The organism is Paenibacillus sp. RC84, from assembly GCF_041260495.1.
In the GTDB taxonomy this organism is placed as follows: Bacteria; Bacillota; Bacilli; order Paenibacillales; family NBRC-103111; genus Paenibacillus_F.
Genome location: NZ_JBGBYL010000011.1, coordinates 68,159 through 81,579 on the forward strand (window position 1 = coordinate 68,159; position 13,421 = coordinate 81,579).

The window sequence follows — 13,421 nt, forward strand, 5'->3', positions numbered from 1 at the left end:
GAGTTCTTTTCAATACAGGGATACAAAAAAGGAGGCAGAACCGATGGATGCGGTACTGTTTGTAGGTCACGGAAGCCGTGACGCGGAAGGGAACAGCGAGGTCCGGGCGTTTGTAAGCCGGCTCGCCGAAACGATGGAGCAGGCCATAATCGAAACCTGTTTTCTGGAGCTTGAAAAACCGACAATTTCGCAAGGGATACAGACTTGCGTCAACAGAGGAGCCACCCGGATTGCCGTGGTGCCGATCATTTTATTTTCCGCCGGTCATGCCAAGATTCATATTCCGGCTGTCATTGACGAAGCGAAAGAGCGTTACCCGGGCGTGCAGTTCATTTACGGACGGCCGATCGGCGTACATGAAGGTGTAGTCGACATCATGACGGCAAGGCTGGGCGGGGCGGACCGGTTCCGCGATGAAACGCCGGGGGATACCGCCGTACTGGTTGTCGGACGCGGAAGCAGCGATCCCGATGCGAACAGCGAGCTGTTCAAAATTTCCCGCTTGCTCTGGGAAAAGCTCCAGGTTCCCTGGGTCGAAACGGCATTTATCGGCGTAACGGCGCCGCTTCTGGAGAACGGGATCGAACGCTGCCTGAGATTGGGCGCGAAGAAAGTGATCGTGCTTCCTTATTTTCTTTTTACGGGGATTTTGATCAAACGGATGGAAGGCATGCTGCTTGACTTCTCCCTGCGCTATCCCGATTGTACGTTTGAGATGACCGATTATTTCGGCCTTGATCCGATTCTTGGGGGCATTCTCCGCGACCGCGCGGGCGAGGCGCTTCAGGACGAGGTGAAAATGAACTGCGATATGTGCTCCTTCCGTCTGGAAGCGATGAAACATATCGATCATCACCATCATCACGACCACGATCATGATCACCATCATCACGACCATGATCATGATCACCACCATGAACACGATCATCACCACGGGCACCATCATGACCATGAGCACGATCACGGGCATGCACACGAACACGTTCACGGACATGCGCACGATCATGATCACGGCCATGAACATCACGATCATGAGGCGCACGCGCATAACCATGCGGACGACAGCCGTGCCGCAAGCGAGGCCGGCGCCACCGGTGGCGAAGCGTCCCGGCCTGCGCCTGGCCCTGTAGCCGCAGGCGCGGACGGCAGGGAGGGAGGACGATGATCCTCCTCCTGGCCGGCACGAGCGACGCCCGCGAGCTCGCGGTGCTGCTGGCGCAGGCCGGGCACCGCGTGCTGGCGACAGTCGTCACCGACAGCGCCGCCAAGAGCCTGACCGACGCCGGCATCGCCGCCGCCGTCGGTCGCCTCGACGCCGAAGCCCTGGCGGCGCTCATCCGGCGCGAAGAGGTCTCGCTCGTCGTAGACGCGAGCCATCCCTTCGCGGAGGAAGCCTCGCGCAACGCCATGGCGGCGTCGAAAGCGGCGGCTGTGCCGTACGTCCGCTACGAACGGGAAGGGTCGGACCTGCAGGTCCGGCCCGGCATCGTGTTTGCGGACGATTACGCGCACGCCGCCGAGCTGGCGGCCGTTCGCGGCGGTGTTGTCATGCTGACGACGGGCAGCAAGACGCTACATATTTTTGCCCGGCGTCTCGGCGGACTGCCGGACGTGAGGCTCGTCGCCCGCATGCTCCCGCGTCTCGACAATATGGAGAAGTGCGAGGAGCTCGGGATCGAGCAGCGCAATATCGTGGCGATGCAGGGTCCTTTTTCCAAGGAATTGAACAAGGCGCTCTATTCGCATTACGGCGTGACGCTGATGATTACCAAAGAAAGCGGAAAAGTCGGCGCGGTGGACGAGAAGCTCGAAGCGGCTCTGGAGATGGGGATCGAGACGATCGTGATCGGCCGTCCGGGCCTGGAATACGGCATTCATTTTTCCGATTATGAGGGCGTGCTGAAAGCGGCCGCCGATCTTTTGCAGGAGGTATCTTCCTAATGGACTTTCGTACCGAATTTAAACCGCTGACGGTTCAGCCGCAGGAAATAGAAGCGAAAAGTTTTGAAATGATTACGGAGGAGCTGGGTTCTCACGACTTTACCGAAGAGCAGTACCCGGTTGTCCAGCGGGTCATTCACGCATCGGCCGATTTCGAGCTGGGCCGAAGCCTTGTTTTTCATCCCCGTGCCATAGAAGCCGGAATTGAAGCGATCCGGGCGGGCCGCACGGTCGTGGCGGACGTTCAGATGGTGCAGGTGGGAATCAGCAAACCCCGCATCGAGAAATTCGGCGGCAAGGTCAACGTTTACATCTCCGATCCGGACGTGATGGAAGAGGCCAAAAGGCTGAACACGACACGCGCGATCATTTCGGTCCGCAAGGCGATCCGTGAAGCGGAAGGCGGGATTTTCGCCATCGGGAATGCTCCTACGGCTTTGCTGGAGCTGATCCGTCTAGTCAAGGAAGGCGAGGCGCGCCCGGGACTTATCGTAGGCGTTCCGGTCGGTTTCGTATCCGCGGCGGAATCCAAAGAAGAGCTGCTTCAGCTCGACGTGCCGTTCATTACGAATATCGGCCGCAAAGGAGGCAGTCCGGTCGCGGTCGCGGCAGTCAATGCGCTGTCTCTGATGGCAGAGAAGCGGGGGTAAGCTTACGCCTATGGAAGAGCAGGCAGCCAAACCGCTCCGCCACGGCTACACGACAGGCTCCTGTGCCGCGGCTACGGCTAAGGCGGCTCTGACCGCGCTGATCGAGCAGGAGCTGCAAAGCGAAGCGACGATCCGGCTGCCGATCGGGGAGGTCGTCACGTTCACGATGACGGCCTGCTCGGTCGGCGAGGAATCGGCTTCTGCCGAGACGATCAAAGACGGGGGCGACGACCCCGATGCGACTCACGGCGCCCGGATTATTACCGAGGTGAAGTGGCTATCGGAACCCGGGATCGTCATCGACGGCGGAATCGGAGTAGGCCGGGTCACGAAACCGGGTCTGCCCGTTCCGGTCGGCGAGGCGGCGATCAACCCCGTTCCGCGCAAAATGATCCGGGAAGCGGTGGAAGACGTCCTGAACGTTTACGGTTCCGACCGCGGCGTTCAAGTAGTCGTTTCCGTTCCGGACGGCGAGGAAATCGCGAAGAAAACATTGAACGGCCGTCTGGGGATCATCGGCGGCATTTCTATTCTGGGAACGCGGGGAACCGTCGTCCCTTTTTCCACGTCGGCCTACAAAGCGAGCGTGGCCCAGGCGATCCGGGTCGCCGTACGCTGCGGCTGCGAGCACATCGTGCTCTCGACCGGGGGACGTTCGGAGAAGTTCGGCATCGACCTGTATCCCGGGCTGTCGGAAGAAGCTTTTGTCGAGATGGGGGACTTTGTCGGCTTTGCTTTGAAGCAGTGCCGGGGCCAAGGCGTGAAGAAGATTACGCTCGTCGGCATGATGGGCAAGTTCTCCAAGCTGGCGCAGGGCGTCATGATGGTCCATTCCAAAAGCGCCCCGGTGGATTTCGGGTTTCTGGCCGAGCTCGCGGAAGCGGCCGGCGCGGACGCGGAGCTCATCGGCGAGGTGCTCTCGGCCAACACGGCCTCCCAGGTAGGGGACCGGATGCAGGAGCTGGGCCTGACGGCTTTCTTCGAGGAAATGAGCAGCCGCTGCTGCCGGGAAAGCTTGAAGGAAATGGGAATGGAGCAGACGGCGCGGGAGAACGACGGATCTGTCACGATTGAAACGTTCCTGATCTCCATGAAAGCTCAGCTTCTGGGTCAGGCTGTTTTATACGGAAAGGGGAAAGACAAGTGAACAAACCCATTAAAGTGATCGGGATAGGAGACAACGGAGCGGACAGCCTGCTCCCGGCGTACCGGCAGTGGATCGAGGAAAGCGAGGTGCTGGTCGGAGGGGAGCGGCATCTGGCTTTTTTTCCGGATTACCGGGGGGAGAAGAAGGTGCTGAAAGGCGGCTTGTCGGCAATGACGGATGGGCTTGCGGCAGAGGAGCGGACGGTTGTCGTGCTGGCGTCGGGCGATCCCCTGTTCTACGGCATCGGCTCCCTGCTCGCGCGTAAGCTCCAGGTGGAGCTTTATCCGTACCTGAGCTCGCTCCAGCTTGCTTTCGCCCGGATGGGCGAGAGCTGGCAGGACGCGCACGTCGTGTCCCTGCACGGCCGCAGCATCAAGGGCCTTGCCCAGCGAATCGACGGCAGGCCGAAGGTAGCGCTGTTGACGGACGAGCATAATACGCCGGCCGCTATCGCCGCTTATCTGCTCGAGTACGGGATGACCGAATACCGCGCCTTCGTAGCCGAGAATGCCGGGGGAGCCGCCGAGCGCACGGGCTGGTACGAGCTGGAGCAGCTTGCGCGTACCGAGTGCGCTCCGCTTAACCTGGTGGTGCTGAAGCGTACGGGTCCTTCACCGGTCTGGCCGCTCGGCATTCCCGATGAGCAGTTCGCCCAGCGCAAGCCGGACAAAGGGCTTATCACCAAACGCGAGGTGCGCGTGCTGAGTCTTGCCCAGCTTGCTCTCCGGCCGGACAGCGTGGTGTGGGACATCGGGACCTGTACCGGCTCCGTTGCCATCGAGGCGGGAAGGATCGCCCGCGAGGGGGCGGTTTTTGCCATCGAAAAAAACGAGGGAGATCTCGCCAACTGCCATGAAAACGCGCGGCGTTTCCGGGTCGATCTGACGGCCGTCCACGGAAGGGCGCCTGAAGGACTGGAGGCGTTCCCCGATCCCGATGCGATTTTCATCGGCGGTACCGGCGGAGAGATGAGAGAACTCCTGCGCATCTGCGCTTCGCGGCTGAAGAAAGGGGGTCGCATTGTGCTCAATGCCGTCACCATCGAGAATTTAAGCGATGCGATGCGCGCTTTTGCCGAAGAAGGGATGCGGACGGACATCCAGCTCGTCCAGATTTCGCGGAGCAAGCCGATTTTGCAGCTGACGCGTTTTGACGCGCTGAATCCGGTCTATATCTTGACGGCCGCGCACCCTCCTGAAGAAAACACGGATACATTCGACATACCTGCAGAAAAAGGAGACACAGCCACATGAGCGAATATGCAGCAAGCGGCACCCTTTCGGGTGGTGCCGGGCAACCCGCGAATCGCGCGGAAACAAGCGGAACAGGGACCCTGTACGGGCTTGGAGTCGGTCCGGGGGACCCGGAGCTTCTGACCGTTAAAGCGTTCCGCATTCTCAAGCAGTCCCCGGTAATCGCGTACCCGCGCAAAAAAAGCGGTGCCCAGAGCTACGCGCTGAAGATTGCGGAGACTTACGTCGATACGACGGCGAAGGAAATGCTGGGGCTGACTTTTCCGATGACGAAAGACCGGGAAGCCCTCGAAAAAAGCTGGAACAAGACGGTGGATGCCGTATGGGAACATCTGGCCGCGGGCCGGGATGTCGCGTTTCTTACGGAGGGCGATCCCATGCTTTACAGCACGTTTATCCATATGATGCGTTTTCTTAAGCAGCGCCATCCCGAAGCGAAAACCGTATCGGTCCCGGGTATTTCTTCCGTCAACGCCTCGGCATCCCGGCTCGGCATTCCGCTGGCCGACGGAGACGAGCGGATCGCCATCGTTCCGGCAACGGACGATTACGGGGCGGTCCGGGAAGCGATCGAAGAGCACGACTGCGTCGTGTTTATCAAGGTGGCGAAAGTGATCGATCTTATGCTGCAGGTGCTCGGGGACCTCGGTCTTACGGACAAAGCGGCCGTGCTCACGAAAGTGACGTCCGCCGAAGAGTCCGTCTGGCTGGACGTACGGGAACTCCAGGGCCGGCAGCTTGAATATCTGACTTTGATGGTGGTGAGAAAATGAGCCGTGTGGTTATTATCGGCGCGGGGCCCGGAGATCCCGATCTGATCACGGTAAAAGGACTTCGTCTGCTGCAGGAGGCCGATGTCGTCCTCTATACGGATTCACTTGTTAACGACGACCTGATCGCCCGGGCCAAACCCGAGGCCGAGGTGCTCAAAAGCGCGGGCATGGAGCTGGACGAAATGGTCGCCCTTATGATCAAGCGGGTGGAGGAAGGAAAGCTGGTCGCGCGCGTTCATACGGGCGATCCTGCCGTGTACGGAGCGATTATGGAACAGATGACTCTGCTCAAAAAAGCCGGCGTTCCCGTAGAAATCATTCCGGGCGTAAGCTCGGTATTCGGCGCCGCCGCTGCGCTTCAGGCGGAACTTACGATCCCGGACCTCACTCAGACGCTCATTCTGACGCGGGCGGAGGGCAGAACGCCTGTGCCGGAAGCCGAGCAGCTCCGTGAGCTGGCCAAGCATCACTGCACCCTGGCTTTGTATTTAAGCGCAACTCTGGTCAAAAAGGTCGTCGGAGACCTGCTGGAAGCGGGCTGGAGCAAGGATACGCCGGTAGCCGTCGTTCAGAAAGCAACCTGGCCCGACGAGCTGATTGTCCGCACGACGGTGGAGAATCTGGAAGCGGATATGCGGAGCAACGGGATTCGCTCCCATGCGATGATTCTTGCAGGCTGGGCGCTGGACCCTCATATCCACGATAAGGAATACCGCTCCAAGCTGTATGACAAATCGTTTACGCACCGCTACCGCCGCGGGGTGAAGCCATGATTTCCCTCCAGGAAGGAATCGTGCCGGAAATCCGGGTACGCTCCGATTACGCGGTTATCGCCATCACGAAGCACGGGGTGGAGCTTGCCCGCAACTTGCTCCGTTCTTTCGGCGGCGTGGACGTGTATTACATGAGCAAATTCGCACGCGGGGATGAGGACGTTGTCTCTAGCGGGGGCGCAGAGGAGGTAGCTTCCGCTGGTGCAGGCGGGGTCCGGTCCACGGGTTCCAGCGAGGCTGGAGCGGAGGCATCGGCCCGGGCGGAAGCCGCTAACGCGGCAGTATCCGCGGCGGCTATCGCATCCGCCGGTACGGCCGGGACCACGCCAGTCAATGCGGCTGTAGTCGGAGCGGCTTCTCCCAGCACGACAAGCAGCCCTTACGGGGGCATCCAATTGTTCGAAGGCAGCGTCAGGATGCTGTTTCCTGCGTTATTTCCCGCATACAAAGGGATTATCTGCATCATCTCGCTCGGAGCCGTAGTCCGCATGATTGCGCCGCTGCTGCAGGACAAGAAAAAAGACCCGGGCATCGTCGTCATCGACGACAAAGGGGAACATGTCATCAGCGTGCTGTCCGGACATTTGGGCGGCGCGAACGAGCTGGCCCGTGAAGTCGCCGCCGCGATGGGGGCCCGTGCGGTCATCACGACGGCTTCGGATGTCCAGAAAACGATCGCCGTCGATTTATTCGGCCGCCGATTCGGCTGGGAGTGGGAATCCGCCGACAAACTGACCCCGGTCAGCGCTTCGGTAGTCAACGAAGAGCAGGTCGCCGTCGTCATCGAATCCGGGGAGCCGGGCTGGTGGACTCTGGACACTCCCGTTCCGCCAAATATCCGCAGCTACGGCAGTGTGCAAGAGGCGCTGGAAGCGGCGCCGCATGCGGCCCTCGTCGTCACGCACCGGCTGCTGTCATCGGCCGAGCAGGCGATTCTGAGCAATGGCGTCCTTTACCGGCCGAAGGTGATCGTACTCGGCATAGGCTGCAACCGGGGAACGCCTGCCGAAGAGATCGAGGAAGTCATTGCCTCCACGCTGTCCGAACTGGATTTTTCGATCCGGAGCGTAAAGACGGTGTGTACCATCAACCTGAAGGCTGATGAGGAGGGGCTTTTGGCCGTTTGCGGCAAGTATGGCTGGCCTTTGGTCACTTATACGCCGGAGGAGCTGAACGAAATGCCGATGAATCAGCCGTCTCCTACCGTGTTCAAATATACGGGCGCGTATGGGGTCAGCGAGCCTGCCGTCCAAAGATACATCGGCGGCTCCGTCCCCTTGGCCCTTGTGAAGAAAAAATCGGGAAACGTAACGATTTCAGTCGGCATTCAGCCGTTCACCGAAGAGCTTCCCCAGTAAATAACGGCACATGGAAAGAGAGGGACAGAGATGGCTGCTGAGCAGGAAAAAGAACAGGGAACCCTCTCCGTAACGGCGGAAACGTCTGCCGCGGATTTTGTCCCGGAAGCGGGCGGTCTGATCGTCAGCCGGGCTAAGCGGCTCCTCATCGCAGGAACGGGCAGCGGCGTCGGCAAGACGACGGTCACGATCGGCGTTATGGCCGCTTTGAAAGCGAGAGGTTTGTCCGTACAAGGCTTCAAGTGCGGTCCGGATTATATCGATCCGACCTATCACACCGCGGTTACGGGCCGTCTGTCCCGCAACCTGGACAGCTGGATGCTTCCGGCGGACACCGTACGCGAGATTTACTGCCGGGCGTCCCGGGACGCCGACATCGCCGTCATCGAAGGCGTAATGGGTTTTTATGACGGCAAAAACCCGAAAACGAACGAAGGCAGCTCGGCCGAAATCAGCCTGCTGCTTGATTGCCCGGTCATTCTGGTCGTGAACTGCAAAAGCATGGCGCGCAGCGCGGCCGCCATCGTGAAGGGCTTCCAGCTCCTGGACCCACGCGTCAGGATCGCCGGGGTCTTCGCCAATCTGGTCGGCAGCGAGGGGCATTACCGGATCGTGCGGGACGCTATCGAGCAGGAGTGCGGGGTCCCGGTAATCGGCTACATGCTGCGGGACGAGAATTTGGCGATGCCGGAGCGTCATCTGGGGCTGGTCCCGTCCATCGGGCGGGGCGAGCTGTCGCCGTTCTTCTCGCAGCTGGCGGAGCGCATTTCCGCTCACACGGATTTGGAGCGGCTCTTGCAGGCTGCCGATACGGAGCCGCTGGAAGCGTCTGCCCGCCTCTTCCGGCCGCAGGAAGCGGATAGAGGCGGCATGGCACCGGAGGCCACGCGCAGCCCGCTGGCAGGCGCGGATGCGGATGCGGCTCCCGAGACGATCCCTCCGCCGGAACCCCGGGTGCGTATCGCGGTCGCCAAAGACGCGGCTTTCCATTTCTACTATCCGGAAAATCTGGAACTGCTTCAAGCTTACGGGGCGGAGCTCGTTTATTTCTCCCCGCTTGCCGGAGAGAAGCTGCCCGCAGGTGTTGACGGGCTCTACCTGGGAGGAGGCTTCCCGGAGGAGTTTGCCGAGCGCCTGGCGGAGCTTCAGGAGATGAAGCAGTCCATCGCCGAGGGCATCGGATCGGGTCTGCCGACCTTGGCGGAGTGCGGCGGGTATATGTTCCTGACCGATGCGATCGTGGACACCTCCGGCAGGCCGTATCCGATGCTCGGCCTCGTTCCGGGCAAGGTGACTATGCAGACCAAACTTGCGGCGTTAGGCTACAGGGAAGCGACGGGGACGGAAGGGAATTTCCTGCTCGGTCCGGACGATACGGCGAGAGGGCACGAGTTCCATTATTCCGTATTCGAGCCAGGGGCGTCTGCGACGCTCCCGCCCGCGTACAAAACGAAAGGAATGCGCGGATCGAAGGAAGAGGGGGCGCTTAACGGCAGCCTCGTATCGGGGTACACCCATCTTCATTTCGCTTCCAATCCCGACATGCCGCGCAGATGGATCGAGAAATGCCTTCTTTTCCGGAAGATGAGGGACGGCCTTGTTTAACAGCCCGGACTAAATTCCCGGATGATTTTTTTGTCTGTGCGAGAGAGAAGGTTTTAGCTTGCTGTTTTTGAGCCATACCGAACGCTTTTAAGGAATGACTAACATTCCGAAGTTATCTGTAACCCAAACTTTTTCGGAGGTGCACCATACATGACTACAGCCGCAGCATCTATTCTGGACCTGCTGAACAAAAGGCGTGCCGTTCGCGGGTACACGGAGCAACCGATCGAGGAGCAGGATATCCGCACGCTTTTGCAAGCGGCCGTTACAGCGCCTAACGACAGGCTCAGAGAGCCCTGGCATTTTTACGTCATCCAAGGAGAAGCCAAGGCACGCTATGAGGCTGCTGCCGAAGCTTTTCTGACGGAAAGATTTCCGACCAAGCCTCATCTGGTGGAAGAGACGATGAAGGCCGTTAAAGGCGTGCCGCTCGTCATCGTCGTGACTGCGGACGTCATTCCCGGCGACGAACCTTCCAGCCACGACAACGAATATGCGGCCGCCTGCGCGATATACGGCATGTGGCTTACGGCCGAAGAGATGGGTCTGGGCCTTGTTTGGCGGACCCGGGGAGTGGGGCTGGTCCATGACGGGCGCATGCACGAGTTTATCGGTTCGCCCGAGAACCGGAAGGTCGTCGGGACTCTTTTTATCGGTCACCCGGCAGAGCCCGCGAAACCTACGGCAAGAACCCCTTATGAAGAGAAAACGACCTGGCTGTAGTTTGCGCTGTCGTTGACATTAAGAGCAAACGGGGTATAATAAATAAAAATCGATGCAATCAACGCGAAGACGGGAACAAGTAAGCGGTATTCGTTCCGTACAGAGAGCCGGTGGGTGGTGTGAACCGGCGGAACATGCAGGCCGAATGGATCCCCGAGCTTAAAGTGGAACGGAAAGCGGACCGGCGATGACGGTTCATGGAACCAGCTGCTTTTTTTAAGCGGCATGGACCTTTCCCAGTATACGGAAACGGCTTTTCTCCCCGTTATCGGAGACGAAGGTTTGTTTTTTTTGCGGTCCGCGGATTTCGGGTGCGGTACCTGCAGCAGGCAAACGAATAAGGGTGGCACCGCGGTCTCTCGTCCCTTCGACGAGAGGCCTTTTTTGCGTTTATTTCCCAATCCAAATTCAGATTCAAACAGGAGGTTTTGTCATGAAACGCGTACTATCGGGCATTCAGCCAAGCGGTCAATTAACGCTCGGCAACTATATCGGGGCCCTTCGCAACTTTGTTAAACTCCAGAACGAGCATACCTGCTATTTTATGATCGTGGATCTTCATGCCATCACGGTTCCTCAGGACCCGGCCGCATTGAAAGAACAGACGGAATCGGTAGCGGCGCTTTATCTGGCCTGCGGAATCGATCCTGCCAAAGCCAGCGTCTTCCTGCAGTCCACGGTCAAGGAGCATGCCGAGCTGGGATGGCTCCTGACGACGCTGACTTACATCGGCGAACTGGAACGGATGACCCAGTTCAAAGACAAATCGGCCGGTAAGGAATCTGTCGGCGCCGGGCTGTTCACGTACCCTTCGCTGATGGCGGCGGACATCCTGCTGTACAATGCGGACCTCGTTCCGGTAGGCGAGGATCAGAAGCAGCACCTGGAGCTTACGCGCGACCTGGCGGCCCGCTTTAACCACCGCTATGGGGATACGTTCACGATTCCGGAGCCGTATATTCCGGAAGTGGGCGCGCGCATCATGTCGCTGGACGATGCATCCAAGAAAATGAGCAAGAGCAATCCGAACCCCGGCAGCTTCATCGCCATGCTGGACGAGCCTTCAGTAATCCGCAAAAAGCTCAGCCGCGCCGTGACGGACTCGGGCCGCGAAGTGAAGTTCGATCCTAAGAACAAGCCGGAAGTCAGCAATCTCATGGGCATTTATTCCCAATGTGCCGATATGACGGTAGCCGAGGTGGAAGCGAGATACGAAGGCCAAGGCTACGGCGCCTTCAAGAAAGATCTCGCCGAAGTCGTCGTGGCGGCGCTGGAGCCGATTCAGCAGCGGTACCGCGAGATCCGCGAATCCGGAGAGCTTTACGATGTCCTCCGCAAGGGGGCGGCCGAAGCGTCGGAGCTTGCGGGAGAAACGATTAAGCAGGTTAAAGAACGGATGGGCTTTGTTCTTCTGTAAAGCAAATTAAAAAAAGCGCCGTAGCGGCGCTTCGGGTTATTGTTTTCCCGAGGCTTCCCGCTTGCGGCGCATTTTTGCTTTTGTAGCGAATCCGAATCCCATAAAACCGATGGACAAGACGATAAACAGCACGACCAGCAGCGGCTCCCTCAGGGCGATGGCGAAGCTGATGCCTGCCAGAAGTAGAGTGCCGATCACGGCAAAAAGTAGTGCGAGTCCGCGACTCATTGAAAATCCCCTGCTTTCAAAGTTTTTTTGTTTGAGATGCGTATAGAATTCTTCAACCGTCACATACTATCTTTGCAAGCTTGCAAATACATCAAGAATCTTAACTGACCGAAAGGAGTCTGATCCCAATGGGAACTGGACAATCTCGCAGCAGCAACGTACTGGTAGTACCTCAAGCTAACCAAGCTCTGGAACAATTGAAATACGAAGTAGCTCAAGAACTCGGCATTCAAATTCCTCAAGATGGTTACTACGGTTACATGGCTACTCGTGACACTGGCGCGATCGGTGGACACATCACTCGTCGTCTGGTGCAAATCGCTGAGCAACAGCTGGCAGGTCAAGGTCAAGGCCGCTAATCTTGCGGAAACTGTAATACGCAGTCTTCATATGAGCCCGAGGGACTTGTCCCTCGGGCTTTGCCTTGTGATCCAGGCGATGCGGACACGGCAAAACCGCGCCGGTATCGGCGCGGATTAACAACCGTCGTACAGTCGTACATAAGTGATGACGTGCCCCGCTCTAGTAGCTGTCCACACGGAGCCGCTTCTGAAGACGGTCGTCGCTGAGCCAGCCGATATAGGAATCGAGCGGCTTGTAGCTGTGGTCCATGAGCAGCACGGCAACGAACGGATACTGCTTGCGGTGCCGATACCTTACATCGCTCCATCTTACTTCATAACCCCAGGGCTTTTCAATCACCTGAGCGCACGCATGGCCCGAGAAATAAAGGAAAGCCTGGATGTCCTTGTGGCTTTTGGACGCTTCCGCCGCCGGATGGATATCGCATTTGACCTGATCGATCCACCGGAGATTCCCTTTCCGCAGGTCCCCAAGGGTGTACAGGCCGTCTTCGCCCTGCTTGACCACATTCCACGCCGTTAAACTATAGGTGGGAATGGCCATATATTTATCCCCGGCTTTGTGTGCGGGATCTTGGACCGGCAGCTTCTTTTCCACCAGATAGTGGGCGAGTGTCCGCCATACGTAATAGAGAGCGATCAGCCCGTACAGCACCGGGAAAATCAATGTGGGTTCCGCGGCGTGAACGGCCCACAGAAATATCGCGACAAGGTGAGCGGTAAAAATAAACGGATCGAAAATGTGGATAATGTTCCACGATATCCATTTCTGGTTAAAAGGCCGGAAGGCCTGCGTTCCGTAGGTGTTGAACAAATCGGTAAAGACATGAAACGCCACGGCGATCAAAACCCACATTCCTACATGCAGGACGGGCACACCCCGGAAGATAAGGGCGAGAACACCTGTGATAAGCAGAGTCCAAAGAGCGACGAACGGCAGGGAGTGCGAAATGCCGCGGTGATTGCGGATATAAACGGCATTGTTTTTGAATCTGAGCAGGGTATCGAAATCCGGAGCCTGCGAGCCCAATACGGTCCCGATGAAAACAGCGGTCATGACCGAAGGGTTGGAGGCTACTACCGGATCCACCATGGATAAGCCGGCGAGGCCGAAGCCGATGACTAAATGGGTTCCCGTATCCACTGGCTCTCCTCCTAAGCTGGAATTGTCTTTGACGGTATATTATAGTT

Annotated in this window: 14 protein-coding genes; 12 read left to right on the forward strand and 2 right to left on the reverse strand. The window is 58.5% G+C overall.

The genetic code is table 11. The annotated features are described in order from the left end of the window. Window positions 1-43 precede the first annotated feature (43 nt). The 11 genes from ABH899_RS23460 (at window position 44) to trpS (ending at window position 11,640) form a co-directional block, all read left to right on the forward strand. Window positions 44-1,165, forward strand: coding sequence for a sirohydrochlorin chelatase (locus tag ABH899_RS23460; RefSeq protein WP_370000988.1), 1,122 nt, complete (start codon window positions 44-46; stop codon window positions 1,163-1,165). Then, on the forward strand, window positions 1,162-1,941 hold the full coding sequence (gene cobK, locus ABH899_RS23465; RefSeq protein ID WP_370000990.1) for a precorrin-6A reductase: 780 nt from the start codon (window positions 1,162-1,164) through the stop codon (window positions 1,939-1,941). The genes ABH899_RS23460 and cobK overlap by 4 nt, the downstream gene beginning before the upstream one ends. Continuing rightward, window positions 1,941-2,591, forward strand: coding sequence for a precorrin-8X methylmutase (locus ABH899_RS23470; protein ID WP_009673181.1), 651 nt, complete (start codon window positions 1,941-1,943; stop codon window positions 2,589-2,591). The genes cobK and ABH899_RS23470 overlap by 1 nt, the downstream gene beginning before the upstream one ends. A 10-nt stretch (window positions 2,592-2,601) precedes the next feature. Next, window positions 2,602-3,738 (forward strand): cobalt-precorrin-5B (C(1))-methyltransferase, encoded by a 1,137-nt coding sequence (locus tag ABH899_RS23475; RefSeq protein WP_370000992.1) that lies wholly within the window; start codon window positions 2,602-2,604, stop codon window positions 3,736-3,738. After that, window positions 3,735-4,991 carry a precorrin-6y C5,15-methyltransferase (decarboxylating) subunit CbiE gene (gene cbiE, locus ABH899_RS23480; protein WP_370000994.1) on the forward strand — a complete coding sequence of 419 codons (1,257 nt, stop codon included), beginning with the start codon at window positions 3,735-3,737 and terminating at the stop codon, window positions 4,989-4,991. Before ABH899_RS23475 ends, cbiE begins: the two co-directional genes overlap by 4 nt. Further along, window positions 4,988-5,764 (forward strand): precorrin-2 C(20)-methyltransferase, encoded by a 777-nt coding sequence (gene cobI, locus ABH899_RS23485; protein WP_370000996.1) that lies wholly within the window; start codon window positions 4,988-4,990, stop codon window positions 5,762-5,764. Before cbiE ends, cobI begins: the two co-directional genes overlap by 4 nt. Next, window positions 5,761-6,537: a precorrin-4 C(11)-methyltransferase gene (cobM, locus tag ABH899_RS23490; RefSeq protein ID WP_009673080.1), complete on the forward strand. Its 777-nt coding sequence runs from the start codon at window positions 5,761-5,763 to the stop codon at window positions 6,535-6,537. The genes cobI and cobM overlap by 4 nt, the downstream gene beginning before the upstream one ends. Beyond that, entirely contained in the window at window positions 6,534-7,895 is a 1,362-nt protein-coding gene (locus ABH899_RS23495; protein WP_370000999.1) for a cobalt-precorrin 5A hydrolase, read from the forward strand. The genes cobM and ABH899_RS23495 overlap by 4 nt, the downstream gene beginning before the upstream one ends. Before the next feature lie 30 nt (window positions 7,896-7,925). Further along, the gene (locus tag ABH899_RS23500; protein ID WP_370001001.1) at window positions 7,926-9,500 is read left to right on the forward strand and encodes a cobyrinic acid a,c-diamide synthase CobB; all 1,575 of its coding nucleotides are present in this window, start codon (window positions 7,926-7,928) and stop codon (window positions 9,498-9,500) included. A 150-nt stretch (window positions 9,501-9,650) separates the two neighbouring features. Beyond that, window positions 9,651-10,223, forward strand: coding sequence for a nitroreductase family protein (locus tag ABH899_RS23505; RefSeq protein ID WP_370001003.1), 573 nt, complete (start codon window positions 9,651-9,653; stop codon window positions 10,221-10,223). 433 nt (window positions 10,224-10,656) lie between these two features. Next, entirely contained in the window at window positions 10,657-11,640 is a 984-nt protein-coding gene (gene trpS, locus ABH899_RS23510; protein ID WP_218228087.1) for a tryptophan--tRNA ligase, read from the forward strand. A gap of 36 nt (window positions 11,641-11,676) precedes the next feature. Here trpS and ABH899_RS23515 read toward each other — a convergent pair whose 3' ends face one another. Beyond that, entirely contained in the window at window positions 11,677-11,868 is a 192-nt protein-coding gene (locus tag ABH899_RS23515) for a DUF5325 family protein (RefSeq protein WP_009673090.1), read from the reverse strand. Window positions 11,869-11,996: 128 nt separating this feature from the next. Between ABH899_RS23515 and ABH899_RS23520 the strand changes: the two genes are divergently transcribed. After that, window positions 11,997-12,227, forward strand: a complete 231-nt coding sequence (locus ABH899_RS23520; protein ID WP_218228088.1) for an alpha/beta-type small acid-soluble spore protein — start codon at window positions 11,997-11,999, stop codon at window positions 12,225-12,227. Between the two features lie 163 nt (window positions 12,228-12,390). Here the strand turns inward: ABH899_RS23520 and ABH899_RS23525 are convergent, their stop codons facing one another. Next, window positions 12,391-13,374, reverse strand: coding sequence for a metal-dependent hydrolase (locus ABH899_RS23525; protein WP_009673142.1), 984 nt, complete (start codon window positions 13,372-13,374; stop codon window positions 12,391-12,393). Window positions 13,375-13,421: the final 47 nt, after the last annotated feature.

Excerpts from the sequence above, each read along its gene's own strand:
- ABH899_RS23475 (WP_370000992.1), top strand. The coding sequence starts at position 2,602 with ATGGAAGAGCAGGCAGCCAAACCGCTCCGCCACGGCTACACGACAGGC.
- cobI (WP_370000996.1), top strand. The coding sequence starts at position 4,988 with ATGAGCGAATATGCAGCAAGCGGCACCCTTTCGGGTGGTGCCGGGCAA.
- ABH899_RS23460 (WP_370000988.1), top strand. The coding sequence starts at position 44 with ATGGATGCGGTACTGTTTGTAGGTCACGGAAGCCGTGACGCGGAAGGG.
- trpS (WP_218228087.1), top strand. The coding sequence starts at position 10,657 with ATGAAACGCGTACTATCGGGCATTCAGCCAAGCGGTCAATTAACGCTC.
- ABH899_RS23515 (WP_009673090.1), bottom strand. The coding sequence starts at position 11,868 with ATGAGTCGCGGACTCGCACTACTTTTTGCCGTGATCGGCACTCTACTT.
- ABH899_RS23520 (WP_218228088.1), top strand. The coding sequence starts at position 11,997 with ATGGGAACTGGACAATCTCGCAGCAGCAACGTACTGGTAGTACCTCAA.
- ABH899_RS23495 (WP_370000999.1), top strand. The coding sequence starts at position 6,534 with ATGATTTCCCTCCAGGAAGGAATCGTGCCGGAAATCCGGGTACGCTCC.
- ABH899_RS23500 (WP_370001001.1), top strand. The coding sequence starts at position 7,926 with ATGGCTGCTGAGCAGGAAAAAGAACAGGGAACCCTCTCCGTAACGGCG.
- cobK (WP_370000990.1), top strand. The coding sequence starts at position 1,162 with ATGATCCTCCTCCTGGCCGGCACGAGCGACGCCCGCGAGCTCGCGGTG.
- ABH899_RS23470 (WP_009673181.1), top strand. The coding sequence starts at position 1,941 with ATGGACTTTCGTACCGAATTTAAACCGCTGACGGTTCAGCCGCAGGAA.
- ABH899_RS23505 (WP_370001003.1), top strand. The coding sequence starts at position 9,651 with ATGACTACAGCCGCAGCATCTATTCTGGACCTGCTGAACAAAAGGCGT.
- cobM (WP_009673080.1), top strand. The coding sequence starts at position 5,761 with ATGAGCCGTGTGGTTATTATCGGCGCGGGGCCCGGAGATCCCGATCTG.